This window comes from Burkholderia glumae LMG 2196 = ATCC 33617 (genome assembly GCF_000960995.1).
GTDB classification, from domain to species: domain Bacteria; phylum Pseudomonadota; class Gammaproteobacteria; order Burkholderiales; family Burkholderiaceae; genus Burkholderia; species Burkholderia glumae.
Map to the genome: position 1 here is coordinate 1,015,022 of NZ_CP009434.1, position 12,917 is coordinate 1,027,938.

Genomic DNA, 12,917 nt, shown 5'->3' on the forward strand with positions numbered 1-12,917 from the left:
GTGGTATGCCCCGCGCACCGCACGCGCACCGGCCGCTAACGGGGCCGGGCGCGCAGGCGCGTGTTCAGCGCTTGCGCACCAGCTGATACGGACGCAGCAGGTAGCCGAGCGAGGCGATGCCGCTCCAGATGTGGACCATCCGCGTGAACGGCGAGACCAGGAAGATCGTGAAGCCGAGCAGGATGTGGAGCCGGTAGGTGAGCGGCACGCCCGCGAGCAGGCTCGCGGCGTCGGGGCGGAAGGTGACGATGCCCTTCACGTAGTCGGTCAGCTGGATGAACATCGCGCCGTCCAGGTGGCGCGTCGAGAGCACGACCGTGCCGAGCCCGAGCGCAAGCTGCACCCACAGCATCAGCACGATCAGGATGTCGCGATGGCGGCTGTGGCGGCGCAGCCGCGCGTCGCCGAGCCGGCGCGCGATCAGGATCGTGATGCCGATGAACGCGGCGAGGCCGGCCGCGCCGCCGCCCACCATCGCGATCAACTGGTGCTGCGAGGCCGACAGGAACGGCGAGACGAGCCAGTGCGGCATCAGGAAGCCGGCGAAGTGCCCGACCACCACCACCAGCACGCCCCAGTGGAACAGGTTGCTGCCCAGGCGCAGCGCGCCGCGCCGCAGCAGTTGCGACGAGTCGCTCTTCCACGTGTACTGGTCGCGATCGAAGCGGATCAGGCTGCCGACGAGCAGCACCGCGAGGCAGAGATACGGATAGATGCCGAACAGGAAGTAGGTCGAATAGGCGCTCATGATTGTCCCCTCGCGGAGGATCGGATCGGGTCGTGGCCGGCGGTCGGGCGCCGGGCGTGGAAGTGGATCGGCTGCGCGTCGGGTGCGGCGGCACCCGGCTCGCGGGCGGTTGCGCGGTCGGGCGCCGGCTCGCACGCCGCGGCCCCCGCGCCGCCGAAGCGCACCGGCGCATCGGCGTGGGACGCATCGAGTTCGCGCAGGTCGGCCGGCGTCGGCACCGCTGCCGCGTCGTCCACGGGCATGGCGGGCGCGGGCGGGATCTGCCCGGCGGCGACGCCGGCCAGCGGCAGCAGCGCGCCGAGCACGAAGCCGTAATGGCTGCCGCGCCGCGTCAGCTGTTGCGCGAGCGCCAGCAGGATCGCCGCGGTCTCGGCGAGCAGCGCGGCCGCTTCCGGCGCCGGCCGCCGCGACAGGTATTCGAGGAACACCGGCAGGTAGTCGGGCAGCTCGCCGGGGTTCAGCGACAGCCCATGATGCTCGTAGGTCTGCAGCAGGTCCACCATCGCCTGACCGCGGTCGCGCGATTCGCCATGGACGTGCTCGAACAGATGCAGCGAGGTCGCGCGGCCGTGATCGAACAGGCCGACATGATTCTCCTGCAGCGTCAGCAAATCGTGGCCGCGCAGATAGGCGTAAAAGCGTGCGAGGCCGGCGAGGCTCGCGGCGCTGGCCGGCAGCGCGCCCAACTGCTCGCGCAGGCAGGCGTCGATCGAATCGAGCGCGTCGAGCAGCGTCGCGTCGGGGTAGTCGAGCAGCATCGACAGCGCCGCGTAGGCGACCGGCTGCACCGTGTCGGACGGCGTCGGGCTCATGGCGTCACCTCGCGGATCGGGATGGTCTTGCGCGGCCGCGCCGAGCCGAACAGGCCGGTGTCGGAGCGCCCGTCCGAGCAGCCGTTGCCGAACGAGAAGCCGCAGGCGGCGCGCAGGTCGAAGGTGTCCTCCGCGTATTCGCGGTGGCTGCTCGGGATCACGAAGCGGTCCTCGTGGTTGGCGATCGCGAGGTAGCGGTACATCTCCTCGACCTGCGCGACCGTCAGGCCGGCCTGGTCGAGCACGGCGCGCGCCTCGGCGTCGCTGGCGCCGTCCACGTGGCGCGAGCGCATGAAGCCGCGCATCGCCAGCAGCCGTTCGAGCGCGAGCTTCACCGGCGCCTCGTCGCCTGCCGTCAGCAGGTTCGCGAGGTAGCGCAGCGGGATGCGCAGCGCGCCCACGTCGGGCAGCAGGCCGTGCATGCCGAGCGCGCCGGCGTTGGCCGCCGCGTTGATCGGCGAGAGCGGCGGCACGTACCAGACCATCGGCAGCGTGCGGTATTCCGGGTGCAGCGGAAACGCGATCTTCCAGTCGATCGCCATCTTGTAGACGGGCGAGCGGCGCGCCGCCTCGAGCCAGGCGGCCGGCACGCCGTCGCGCTCGGCCTGCGCGATCACGAGCGGATCGTGCGGATCGAGGAACATCGAGCACTGCGCCTCGTAGAGATCGGTCTCGCGCTCGACGGCGGCGGCCTCGCCGATCCGGTCGGCGTCGTAGAGCAGCACGCCGAGATAGCGGATGCGGCCCACGCAGGTTTCCGAGCAGACGGTCGGCTCGCCGGCCTCGATGCGCGGATAGCAGAAGATGCACTTCTCGGCCTTGCCGCTCTTCCAGTTGTAGTAGATCTTCTTGTACGGGCAGCCCGACACGCACATGCGCCAGCCGCGGCACTTGTCCTGGTCGATCAGCACCACGCCGTCCTCCTCGCGCTTGTAGATCGAGCCCGACGGGCACGACGCGACGCAGGCCGGGTTCAGGCAGTGCTCGCAGAGCCGCGGCAGGTACATCATGAAGGTGTTTTCGAACTGGCCGTAGATCTCCTTCTGCACGGCCTCGAAGTTCGCATCGCGGGCGCGCTTGTCGAACTCGCCGCCGAGGATCTCCTCCCAGTTCGGCCCGCCCACGATCTTGTCGAGCCGCCGGCCGCTGACCAGCGAGCGCGGCCTTGCCACCGGCGGCGCGCCGGTGGGGCCGGCGTCGTGCAGATGCGCGTAGTCGAAGGTGAACGGCTCGTAGTAGTCGTCGATCTGGGGCAGGTCGGGGTTCGCGAAGAGTTTCGCGAGCACGCGCAGCCGGTTGCCGCCGCGCGGCGTGAGGCGGCCGTCGGCGTGGCGTTGCCAGCCGCCGTGCCAGCGCCGCTGGTTTTCCCATTCGTTCGGATAGCCGACGCCGGGCTTGGACTCGACGTTGTTGAACCAGGCGTATTCCACGCCTTCGCGGCTCGTCCAGACGTTCTTGCAGGTGACCGAGCAGGTGTGGCAGCCGATGCATTTGTCGAGGTTCAGCACCATCGCGATCTGGGCACGGATTTTCATCGTGTTTCTCCGGCAGGCTGGCTGGCCGTGGCGGTCTCGCCATCGAGCCAGTCGATACGGTTCATCTTGCGCACGATCAGGAACTCGTCGCGGTTCGAGCCGACTGTCCCGTAGTAGTTGAAGCCATACGAGAGCTGGGCGTAGCCGCCGATCATGTGGGTCGGCTTCAGCGCGACGCGCGTGACCGAGTTGTGGATGCCGCCGCGCGTGCCGGTGATCTCCGAGCCCGGCACGTTCACGATCTTCTCCTGCGCGTGGTACATCATCGCCATGCCGGCCGGCACGCGCTGGCTCACCACGGCCCGCGCGCACAGCGCGCCGTTGGTGTTGAAGCATTCGATCCAGTCGTTGTCGGCCACGCCGAGCGCGCGCGCGTCGTCTTCCGAGATCCAGACGATCGGGCCGCCGCGCGAGAGCGTCAGCATCAGCAGGTTGTCGGTATAGGTGCTGTGGATGCCCCATTTCTGGTGCGGGGTGAGGAAGTTCAGCGCGCGCTCGGGCTGGCCGTTCGGGCGCGTGCCGAGCAGGCTCTGGTAGCTGCGCGTATCGATGGGCGGCTTGTAGACGCAGAGCGATTCACCGAACGCGCGCATCCATGCGTGGTCCTGGTAGAGCTGCTGGCGGCCCGACAGCGTGCGCCACGGAATCAGCTCGTGGACGTTGGTGTAGCCGGCGTTGTACGAGACGTGTTCCGATTCGATGCCGCTCCAGGTCGGCGACGAGATGATCTTGCGCGGCTGCGCCTGGATATCGCGGAAGCGGATCTTCTCGTCGGCGCGCGCGGCGGCCAGGTGCGTGTGGTCGATGCCGGTGACGGCCGACAGCGCGCGCCACGCCTTCATCGCGACCTCGCCGTTGGTTTCCGGCGCGAGCGAGAGGATCACCTCGGCCGCATCAATCGCGCTGTCGATGCGCGGGCGGCCGCGCGTGGCGTCGGCCGGCGCGCCGGCGGTGCCGGCAGGCGCCGGCTCGGCCTGCGCGGTGCGCCGGTTCAGTTCGCCGAGCAGCGCGATCTCGTCGCGCGTGTCCCAGCCGATGCCCTTGCCGCCGTTGCCGAGCCGCTCCAGCAGCGGGCCGAGCGAGGTGAAGCGCCGGAACGTGGCCGGGTAGTCGCGCTCGACCACCGTCACCGCAGGCATCGTGCGGCCCGGCACCGGCTCGCACTCGCCGCGCTTCCAGTCGCGCACCTCGAGCGCTTGCGCGAGCTCGCCCGGCGAATCGTGCGCGATCGGCGCGAGCACCACGTCGCGCTCCACGCCCAGATGGCCCTCGCAGAGTTCGGAGAAGCGCCGCGCGATGCCCTTGAAGATCTCCCAGTCGCTTCTCGCCTGCCAGGCCGGATCGACGGCCGCCGACAGCGGATGGATGAACGGGTGCATGTCGGACGTGTTCATGTCGTCCTTCTCGTACCAGGTCGCGGTGGGCAGCACGACGTCCGAGTAGAGGCAGGTGGTGGACATCCGGAAGTCGAGCGTGACGAGCAGGTCGAGCTTGCCGCGCGGCGCCTCGTCGTGCCACGTCACCTCGCGCGGGCGCGTGCCGTTCGTCGCGCCGAGGTCCTCGCCCTGCACGCCGTGCGTGGTGCCGAGCAGGTGCTTGAGGAAATACTCGTGCCCCTTGCCGGACGAGCCGAGCAGGTTCGAGCGCCAGACGAACAGATTGCGCGGGAAGCTGGCGGGCGCGTCGGGGTCCTCGCAGGCGAGGCGCTGGGTGCCCGCTGCGAGCTGGCGCGCGAGTTCGGCGCCGGCCTGGGGGGTATCGCCGAGCGTGGCGCCCACGCGCAGCGGATTGGCCGCGAGCTGGGGCGCCGACGGCAGCCAGCCCATTCGCTCGGCCCGCACGTTGTAGTCGATCGACGTGGCGTCGAAGCCGTCGCGCTCGGCCAGCGGCGAGAGCAGCGCGCGCGGATCCATGGTGTCGTAGCGCCATTGATCGGTGTGCGCGTAGAAGAACGAGGTGGCGTTCATCTGGCGCGGCGGGCGCGACCAGTCCAGCGCGAACGCGAGCGCGGTCCAGCCGGTCTGCGGGCGCAGCTTTTCCTGGCCGACGTAGTGCGACCAGCCCCCGCCCGACTTGCCGATGCAGCCGCACATCACCAGCATGTTGATGATCGCGCGGTACGACATGTCCATGTGGAACCAGTGGTTGAGGCCCGCGCCGACGATCACCATCGACTTGCCCTCGGTCTGGTGCGCGTTCTCGGCGAACTGCCGCGCCACCGCGATCGCATCCTCGCGCCGCACGCCCGTGATCGCCTCCTGCCAGGCCGGCGTATAGGGCAGGTCGTCGTCGTAGCTGGTTGCCACGTCACGCCCGCCGAGGCCCTGGTCGAGCCCGTAGTTGGCGACGAACAGGTCGTAGACGGTGGTCACGAGCATCTCGCCGTCGGGCGTCGCCACGCGCCGCGCGCCGATTCGGCGCGACAGCGTGGCGCCGTGCGAGGTGGGCGCGAAATGCGCATGCGGCTGGTTCGCGAAGTAGGGGAACAGCACGTCCACCACCTCGTCATGGTCGAGCGTGCAGGACAGCCGCGGCGCGAGCGCGCCGCCGCCGGCGATTTCTTCGCGCAGGTTCCACCTGCCGCGGTCGGCCTCGCCGTCCCTGGCCCAGCGAAAGCCGATCGAGCCGTTCGGCACGACGAAATCGCCGCTCGCCTCGTCGATCATCACGCACTTCCATTCGGCGCGCGCGGCCTCGCCCAGCGCGCCGTCGAAGTCGCTCGCGCGCACCAGCCGCTGCGGCACGTAGCCGCCGTCGCGATGCGGCACGAGCCGCACCAGGCACGGCATGTCGGTGAAGCGCCGGCAGTAGTCGAGGAAATATGCGCTGCGGCCGGCGAGGTGGAATTCCTTGAGGATCACGTGGCCCATCGCGAGCGCGAGCGCCGCATCGGTGCCCTGCTTCGGATGCAGCCAGAGATCGCCGAATTTCGCGCCTTCCGCGTAGTCGGGGAAGATCGACACGACCTGGGTGCCGCGATAGCGCGCCTCGACGAGGAAGTGCGCGTCGGGCGTGCGCGTTTGCGGGACGTTGGAGCCCCACATGATGATGAACGTCGAGTTGTACCAGTCGGCCGATTCGGGCACGTCGGTCTGCTCGCCCCAGGTCTGCGGCGAGGCGGGCGGCAGGTCGCAATACCAGTCGTAGAAGCTCAGGCACACGCCGCCCAGCAGCGACAGGTAGCGCGAGCCGGCCGCGTAGGAGACCATCGACATCGCCGGGATCGGCGAGAAGCCGGCGATGCGGTCGGGACCGTGGCGGCTCACCGTGTCGACGTTGGCGGCCGCCACCAGTTCCTCCACCTCGCTCCAGCTCGCGCGCACGAAGCCGCCGAGCCCGCGGCGGGCCTGGTAGGTGCGGCGCGCCTGCGGATCCTCGACGATCGCGCGCCAGGCCTCGACGGGCGCGAGCGTCGCGCGCTTCTCGCGCCACAGCTTCATGAGCGCGCCGCGCACCAGCGGGTACTTGAGGCGGTTCGCGCTGTAGAGGTACCACGAGTAGGAGGCGCCGCGCGCGCAGCCGCGCGGCTCGTGGTTCGGCATGTCGGGACGCGTGCGCGGATAGTCGGTCTGCTGGGTTTCCCAGGTCACGATGCCGCCCTTCACATAGACCTTCCACGAGCAGGAGCCCGTGCAGTTCACGCCGTGCGTCGAGCGGACGATCCGGTCGTGCTGCCAGCGCTTGCGGTATCCGTCCTCCCATTTCCGGTCCTCGTCGGTCGAGATGCCGTGGCCTTGGGAGAACGCTTGTCGAGTCGCGGTGAAATACCGCAACCGATCGACGAAATGACTCATGAAAACCTCGTATGCGGGTACGTTTGCAGACTTCGCTTATTGGTCTTGGTGGACGCGAATTCAAAGATATAACGCGCACCGGCAGCATGGCGTCGTGCCCCGCAACGGGCTCCGAGATATATCAAAGTTTGATCAATTCATCGAATTGTGACGGAATATGAACGAATTCATGAAATCGGCGTAACACGAAGAGCGGAGCCGATAGGTATTTTTTTATATGGAGACATATCGAACCGGCGGCGCGCGCGAGAGTTTTTTTATTCGATGTGCGAAGGCGTGACGCCGTGATGGAAATGCTTCGCGACGCGAGGCGCGTTGAGAGATTGGGCTGCGGTAAAATTGATGTACATCAATACATGACGAGGGCGAGTGGGGTAAATGCGGCCACGCGAAGCAAGCGCGTGATGCGTCGGCGGGCCGCGGCTGGGCGGCCGCTCAGCCGCCCAGCTGCCGCAGACGCGCGAACAGCCCGTGCTGCGCGATCCAGGCGGCGTAGGCACGGTATTCGGGGTCGCGCATCAGGTGGCGTTCCTCGGTTTTCGCGCGCAGCAGGTAGATGCCGTTCACGGCCAGCAGCGCTGCGCAGTGCGCCACCGCCACCTGCCAGCCGAGTGCAGCGACGAACGGCACCGAGATCATCCAGTACGAGAGGTTCTTGGTCAGGTAGGCCGGGTGCTTCGTGAAGCGGTACGGGCCGGACGTGATGATGCCGCGGTTCGTCAGGTTCGAGAAGCGCAGCCCGAACGCGATCGTCGACATCGCGTAGCAGAGCACCAGCGCGAGGATCACCGCTCCCCAGGCGAACTGGATCGCCGGCAGCTGCGCGAGCCAGTTGTCCCAGAACAGCGCGTCCTCGTAGCGAATGTAGCGGTCGGATACCAGCGACCAGAACGGCTGGTAGCAGAGCAGCGCGGCGAGCCAGCCCAGCGTGGTCGGCTCGACCGTGCGCACGTGGCTGTCGAGTATCCGGAACGTGCAGAGATAGCCCACCGAGCCGAACAGCAGGTCCATCGTGAACGCCAGTTCGTAGAGGAAGCGGAACGTGGCGAGCGAGTGCGGCGCGGCCTGCATCGCCGCGAGCGAGGCGCTCAGGTGATCGGCATTGGTCGAGACGTAGACGAACATCAGCGGCAGGAAGAAGGCCTTGACGGCCCAGCCCGCCAGCAGCTCGCGCACGGGTGCCCAGCTGTCGGGCCGCTGCTGACGAAACAGGCAGCGCGCCCACGCCAGGTAGGCGTCGTCGATCTCGCGCTGGCGCGTGTCCAGCCAGGCGAAATAAAGCGGCGTGGCCACCGCGAAATACGGCGCGAGCATCGCGCAGAGCTGCCAGAACGGCCGGTAGAAATCGCCGTGATACTCGGGCAGCAGCCAGTAGATGAACGCGATGCCCGCATAGATCGAGCCGAGTGCCGCCAGCCGCAGCGCGACGCGCGCGACGCTGAGCGGGCGCAGGGCGCCGCCGGCGATGCCGGCGCTCGGGCGCAGGTACGCGCGCGCGACGAACAGCTCGTAGGCGGCGATCACCGCGATGATCGCGAAGCAGGCGGCGAAGCCGCGGCCGGCGCCGCTCAGCAGCGTGCCGTCGCGCGAGAGCCAGAGCGTGGCCAGCGCGGCGGCGATGCCGGCCAGGCCGACGCTGAACGGGGTGGCGGAACGGGGCGGCCGGGCCCGGGCGTCGGCGACGCCGTCGGTGATGGAGTTCATGTCATGCCTCGTGATATGACATCTTGCGATGCGGCGGCCGGGCTAGGGTTTGGGATCTCCGGCCGCCGCGCGCCGCGCGGCGTTCGCGCGACTGGCGCTCCCGCTATTTCCTGCCGCCGAGTCCGCCGAGCAGGCCGCCCACCAGGTTCGTCACCGGCGAGAGCAGGCCAGTGGACGTGCTGCCCGAGGCCGTGGCGGTGCCGGCCAGCTTGCCGGTGGCGCCGGCGGCCGTGCCCGTCACCGAGCCGGCGGCCGTGGTGGCGGCCGAACCGGTTGCACCCGCAACGATGCCGGCCGCGCCGGTGACGGCGCCTGTCAGCGTGCCGCCCGCGCCGGCCGTCGCGCCGCTGGTGCCGCCCAGCGAACCCTGCACGCCGCCCGTGAGCGAGCCAGCCAGATTCGTGACCGGCGAGAGCAGGCCGCCGAGGCCCGTCGAGGCGGTGCCGCCGGCCGAGCCGCCGGCGCTGCCCGACAGGCCGCCGAGCAGGTTTGTGACCGGCGTGAGCAGCGTGCCGAGGCCGGCCACCGTGCCCGAGCCCGAGCCGGGCGAGCTGCCGCCGCTGGTGCCGCCGAGCGTGGCGCCGAGGCCGAGGTTCAGGCCGAGCGAGCCGGTCGGGTTCAGCAACGGCGAGAGCGGGTTGGTGGCCGAGCCCGTCAGCAGGCCGCCCGTGCTCGTGACGGTGTTGCCGAGCTGCGTGACCACCTTGCCGAGATCCTGGCCGAGCGGGTTGCCGCTGGCGTTGGCCAGCGCCGCGCCGGCGCTGCCGAGGCCCGCGCCGAGGGTGCCGAGCAGGCTGTTGACGGGGGCGCCGAGGCCGGTGGCCGTGCCCACCGTCTGGGTCACGCCGGACACGGCGTTGGTGATCGGGTTGATCAGCGAGCCGGCCTGCGTCTCGATCTGCTGCACCGGTGTGCTCGATAGCGTGGTGCCGAGGCCCGTGCCGGCGCTGCCGACCACCCCGCCCACCGTGCCCACGAGCGAGCCGAGCGCCTGCGTGACCGGGGCGAGCGGCGCGAGCGGGCCGCCGCCGAGCGCGGCCACCCCGTTGCCGAGCGATTGGACCGCGGTGGCCGCATCCGATACGAGGTTGGCGCTCGAGCCCAGCGTCGGGCCGAGCGGGTTCGACGCCGTGCCGACTTGGCCGAGGCCGGCCGCGAGCCCGTTGCCGAGCGAGACCACGCCGCTGCCGAGGCTCGACACCGCGCTGCCGACATTGGCCGTGGTGCCGGCCGCGACCGGCAGCGAGCTGGCCTCCACGGCCTGGCCCCCGTCGACGACGGTCTGGCCGGTCGCGGTGACGACGTTGCCGAGCTGGGTGAAAACCGTGCCGAGTGGAGTGCTGGCGGTGCCGGAAGTGCCCGAGGTGCCCGAGGTGCCGGAAGTGCCGGAAGTGCCGGAAGTGCCGGAAGTGCCCGAGGTGCCCGAGGTGCCCGAGGTGCCCGAGGTGCCCGAAGTACCCGAAGTACCCGAAGTACCCGAAGTACCCGAAGTACCCGAAGTACCCGAAGTACCCGAAGTACCCGAAGTACCCGAAGACCCGCCCGAAGTTCCACCCGAAGTTCCACCCGAAGTTCCACCCGAAGTTCCACCCGAAGTTCCACCCGACGTCGTGCCGGAGATCAGGCCCGAGGTGCCGCCCGACGTCGATTGCACGCCGAGCTGGCCGCCGCTAGGCGTCGTCAGCGCGTCGCTGCCGCCGCAGCCTTGCAGGGCGAGCATCGACGATATGCCGACTGCGATCGCGGTTTTGTTGAGTAGCGTATACATGGCGTCCTCACACGGAAATGATGTTCCCGAGCGAGCAGCTGCAAAAGTCGAGCCATGTCGTCTATCAGCCAAGGATGGCGCGATACGCCGAATTTTCTGCTTTCCAACCCGTAATGTGCGGTGATAGATGCGTCTTGGATGCCGGATCGCCAACGGCAGCGCCCGGATGTTCCCGGCCCGTGCTACGTAACACGCGCGACGGCGCCGTAACGGTCCGAGGTGCCGAGGAGGCGATCATATGGCCGGCGCGCCACCGCGATCCGGACGGCGTGGTGCACCCGCGAGGCGCGGACCGGGAACCCGCGTGGCAGGCGCAACCAGGGCGGGACCAAGAGACTCGGTGCGCGCGCAGGATCGGGCAAGCGCATGCCGCGCGCGGCATGCGATGCGAAGCGCGGGACGGCGATAGGGCCAGGAGCGGCGGGCCGGCGGCGCGGCCGCGCCGGTCGCACGGCGGCCCGCCGCCGCGCATGATCGCGGCGTTACGCCTTCAAACCAGCCCGGCGGGCCGTCGCGTCGGCGGGATCGGCGCGTCGTCGAGCGCATCGAGGAAGCCGTTGCTCCACCAATGCACGTCGTACTTGCGGATCTCTTCGAGCAGCGCCGCATGGCGCCGCACGCGTTCCTCCAGCGGCATCGTCAGCGCGGCGTGGATCGCGCGCGCGGTGCCCTGGATGTCGTAGGGATTCACGAGCAGCGCGTCGGTCAGCTGCTCGGCGGCGCCGGCGAAGCGCGAGAGCACCAGCACGCCCGGGTCCTTCGCGTCCTGCGCGGCGATGAATTCCTTGGCCACCAGGTTCATGCCGTCGCGCAGCGGCGTGACGAGCGCCACGCGGCTCGCGCGATAGAGGCCCGGCAGCGAGGTGCGGTCCAGGCTGCGGTGGATGTAGCGTACCGGCATCCAGTCGAGTTCGCCGTAGTCGCCATTCACGGAGCCGCACAGCGAATCCATTTCCTGGCGCAACTGGTCATAGGCGTCCACGTCCTCGCGGCTGGGCGCGGCGATCTGGATCAGCGTGGCGCTCTGGCGCATTTCCGGGTAGCGGTCGAGCATTTCGCGGAACGCCTGCACGCGCTGCGGCAGCCCTTTCGAGTAATCGAGCCGGTCCACGCCGAGCAGCAGCTTGCGGCGCGAGTATTCGTCGCGCATCTGTTCGTAGACGTTGAGGCCGTCGTCGTCGGTGGCCATCTGCGAGAAGCCGTCGACGTCGATGCCGATCGGGAACGCGCCGACGCGGATGGTGCGGCCGAAGGCGCGCAGCCGCTCGCCGTCGATCAGTTGCGCCTCGGCCTCGGCCTCGGCGTAGCGCACGAAGTGGGTGACGTCGGTATGCGCCTGGAAGCCGACCAGGTCGTAGGCGAACAGCGAGCGCATCAGCCATTCGTGTTCGGGGATGGCGGCCATGATCTGCGGCGGCGGCACGGGGATGTGCAGGAAGAAGCCGATGCGGTTGCGGCAGCCCTGGGCGCGCAGTTCGGTGGCGAGCGGGATCAGGTGATAGTCGTGGACCCAGAGCACGTCGTCGGGCTCGAGCAGGGGCAGCAGCTTCTGGGCGAACAGCCGGTTCACGCGGCGATAGCCGTCGCTGAACTGCACGTCGAAGTTGGCGAGGTCGAGCCGGTAATGGAACACCGGCCAGAGCACGTTGTTGGAGTAGCCGAGATAGAACGCGTCGTAGTCGCGCTGCGACATGTCGATGGTGGCGAGCCGCATGTTGCCCACTTCGCGCGTCTGCACTGGCTGGGTAGCCGGGTCGGCTTCGGTGAGCTTGCCGCTCCAGCCGAACCAGATGCCGCCGCGCTGCTGCAGACTCTCGTTCAGCGCGACGGCCAGGCCGCCCGGCGCTTCATTGTCCGGGTCGGCGGTACGGTTCGATACGACGATGAGACGGCCCACAGAGATACCTCCTGATAGCGATGGCGAATGATGGCGCGACCGGCCCGCGGAACACGTCGCGCGGGCGGGCCGGATGAGGCGGGTCGGACGGGGCGGGCCGGCGGCGCGGGGCCGGCACGCGGAGACGGCCGCAGGGTGTGCCGTCGGGCGGGCACGGCGTGATGCTAGGCGCGCCGCGCCGCGAGCGGACGACGGATAGGCTCAGCGTACACCATCAATAAGACGCGCGTTTGCGCAAGCAACCGAGCGTCGCATCGGGCAGCGTGGTCAGCAGCGTGTGGATCGCGAAATTCAGGTCTGCCCGGGCGAGGTCGAACCAGACGGCCATCCGGTCGCGGTGCGCGTCGATGTGCGAGACGTAGACGCCGATCGGCGAGCGCAGCAGCGCGCGCCGCTGCGAGCCCAGGTAGTCGGCGGTGCCTTCGAGCGTGACGGGCAGCAGCACGCGGGCTGCGCCGTCGCGGGCGGCGGCCGCGGCCGGCGGCGAGGCGGGCCGGACGGCGCGCGTCGGGCCGACGCCGGCGACCGGGCGGCGCGCGCGCAGCGCCGGCGCGGCGGAGGAGGACGGGGCGGACGGACTGGCGGTGCGATGGACGGGCATGACAGGAGCGGCGAGCCGCGGTTACGAACACGCCACCACGTTACGCGCGTGCGCGTAA

General features: G+C 69.7%; 9 protein-coding genes. 1 reads left to right on the forward strand and 8 read right to left on the reverse strand.

The window, feature by feature from the left end; translation table 11 throughout:
* Positions 1–64 precede the first annotated feature (64 nt).
* The 6 genes from narI to KS03_RS05665 all read right to left on the reverse strand — a co-directional run bounded on the left by narI (position 65) and on the right by KS03_RS05665 (position 9,851).
* The gene (narI, locus tag KS03_RS05640) at positions 65–748 is read right to left on the reverse strand and encodes a respiratory nitrate reductase subunit gamma (RefSeq protein ID WP_015877766.1); all 684 of its coding nucleotides are present in this window, start codon (positions 746–748) and stop codon (positions 65–67) included.
* Entirely contained in the window at positions 745–1,560 is an 816-nt protein-coding gene (gene narJ / locus KS03_RS05645) for a nitrate reductase molybdenum cofactor assembly chaperone (protein ID WP_015877765.1), read from the reverse strand. The genes narI and narJ overlap by 4 nt, the downstream gene beginning before the upstream one ends.
* Positions 1,557–3,095, reverse strand: a complete 1,539-nt coding sequence (gene narH, locus KS03_RS05650; protein ID WP_015877764.1) for a nitrate reductase subunit beta — start codon at positions 3,093–3,095, stop codon at positions 1,557–1,559. Before narH ends, narJ begins: the two co-directional genes overlap by 4 nt.
* Positions 3,092–6,889 (reverse strand): nitrate reductase subunit alpha, encoded by a 3,798-nt coding sequence (locus KS03_RS05655; RefSeq protein ID WP_015877763.1) that lies wholly within the window; start codon positions 6,887–6,889, stop codon positions 3,092–3,094. Before KS03_RS05655 ends, narH begins: the two co-directional genes overlap by 4 nt.
* A gap of 435 nt (positions 6,890–7,324) precedes the next feature.
* Positions 7,325–8,593 carry a methyltransferase family protein gene (locus KS03_RS05660; RefSeq protein ID WP_017432589.1) on the reverse strand — a complete coding sequence of 423 codons (1,269 nt, stop codon included), beginning with the start codon at positions 8,591–8,593 and terminating at the stop codon, positions 7,325–7,327.
* Between the two features lie 103 nt (positions 8,594–8,696).
* Positions 8,697–9,851 (reverse strand): collagen-like triple helix repeat-containing protein, encoded by a 1,155-nt coding sequence (locus tag KS03_RS05665; RefSeq protein WP_230674432.1) that lies wholly within the window; start codon positions 9,849–9,851, stop codon positions 8,697–8,699.
* 37 nt (positions 9,852–9,888) lie between these two features.
* On the opposite strand from KS03_RS05665, the gene KS03_RS33490 reads away from it, so the two are divergent.
* Positions 9,889–10,485 (forward strand): hypothetical protein, encoded by a 597-nt coding sequence (locus tag KS03_RS33490; protein WP_313899403.1) that lies wholly within the window; start codon positions 9,889–9,891, stop codon positions 10,483–10,485.
* 366 nt (positions 10,486–10,851) lie between these two features.
* Here the strand turns inward: KS03_RS33490 and otsA are convergent, their stop codons facing one another.
* Both otsA and KS03_RS05675 read right to left on the reverse strand, forming a co-directional pair.
* Complete coding sequence (gene otsA, locus KS03_RS05670; protein ID WP_015877760.1) at positions 10,852–12,258, reverse strand: alpha,alpha-trehalose-phosphate synthase (UDP-forming); 1,407 nt, start codon at positions 12,256–12,258, stop codon at positions 10,852–10,854.
* 214 nt (positions 12,259–12,472) lie between these two features.
* Positions 12,473–12,859 carry a hypothetical protein gene (locus KS03_RS05675; protein WP_015877759.1) on the reverse strand — a complete coding sequence of 129 codons (387 nt, stop codon included), beginning with the start codon at positions 12,857–12,859 and terminating at the stop codon, positions 12,473–12,475.
* Positions 12,860–12,917 lie beyond the last annotated feature (58 nt).

What these genes read in the sequence shown, in the direction of transcription:
- narI (WP_015877766.1), bottom strand. Translation starts at nt 748, where the DNA reads ATGAGCGCCTATTCGACCTACTTCCTGTTCGGCATCTATCCGTATCTC.
- narJ (WP_015877765.1), bottom strand. Translation starts at nt 1,560, where the DNA reads ATGAGCCCGACGCCGTCCGACACGGTGCAGCCGGTCGCCTACGCGGCG.
- narH (WP_015877764.1), bottom strand. Translation starts at nt 3,095, where the DNA reads ATGAAAATCCGTGCCCAGATCGCGATGGTGCTGAACCTCGACAAATGC.
- KS03_RS05655 (WP_015877763.1), bottom strand. Translation starts at nt 6,889, where the DNA reads ATGAGTCATTTCGTCGATCGGTTGCGGTATTTCACCGCGACTCGACAA.
- KS03_RS05660 (WP_017432589.1), bottom strand. Translation starts at nt 8,593, where the DNA reads ATGAACTCCATCACCGACGGCGTCGCCGACGCCCGGGCCCGGCCGCCC.
- KS03_RS05675 (WP_015877759.1), bottom strand. Translation starts at nt 12,859, where the DNA reads ATGCCCGTCCATCGCACCGCCAGTCCGTCCGCCCCGTCCTCCTCCGCC.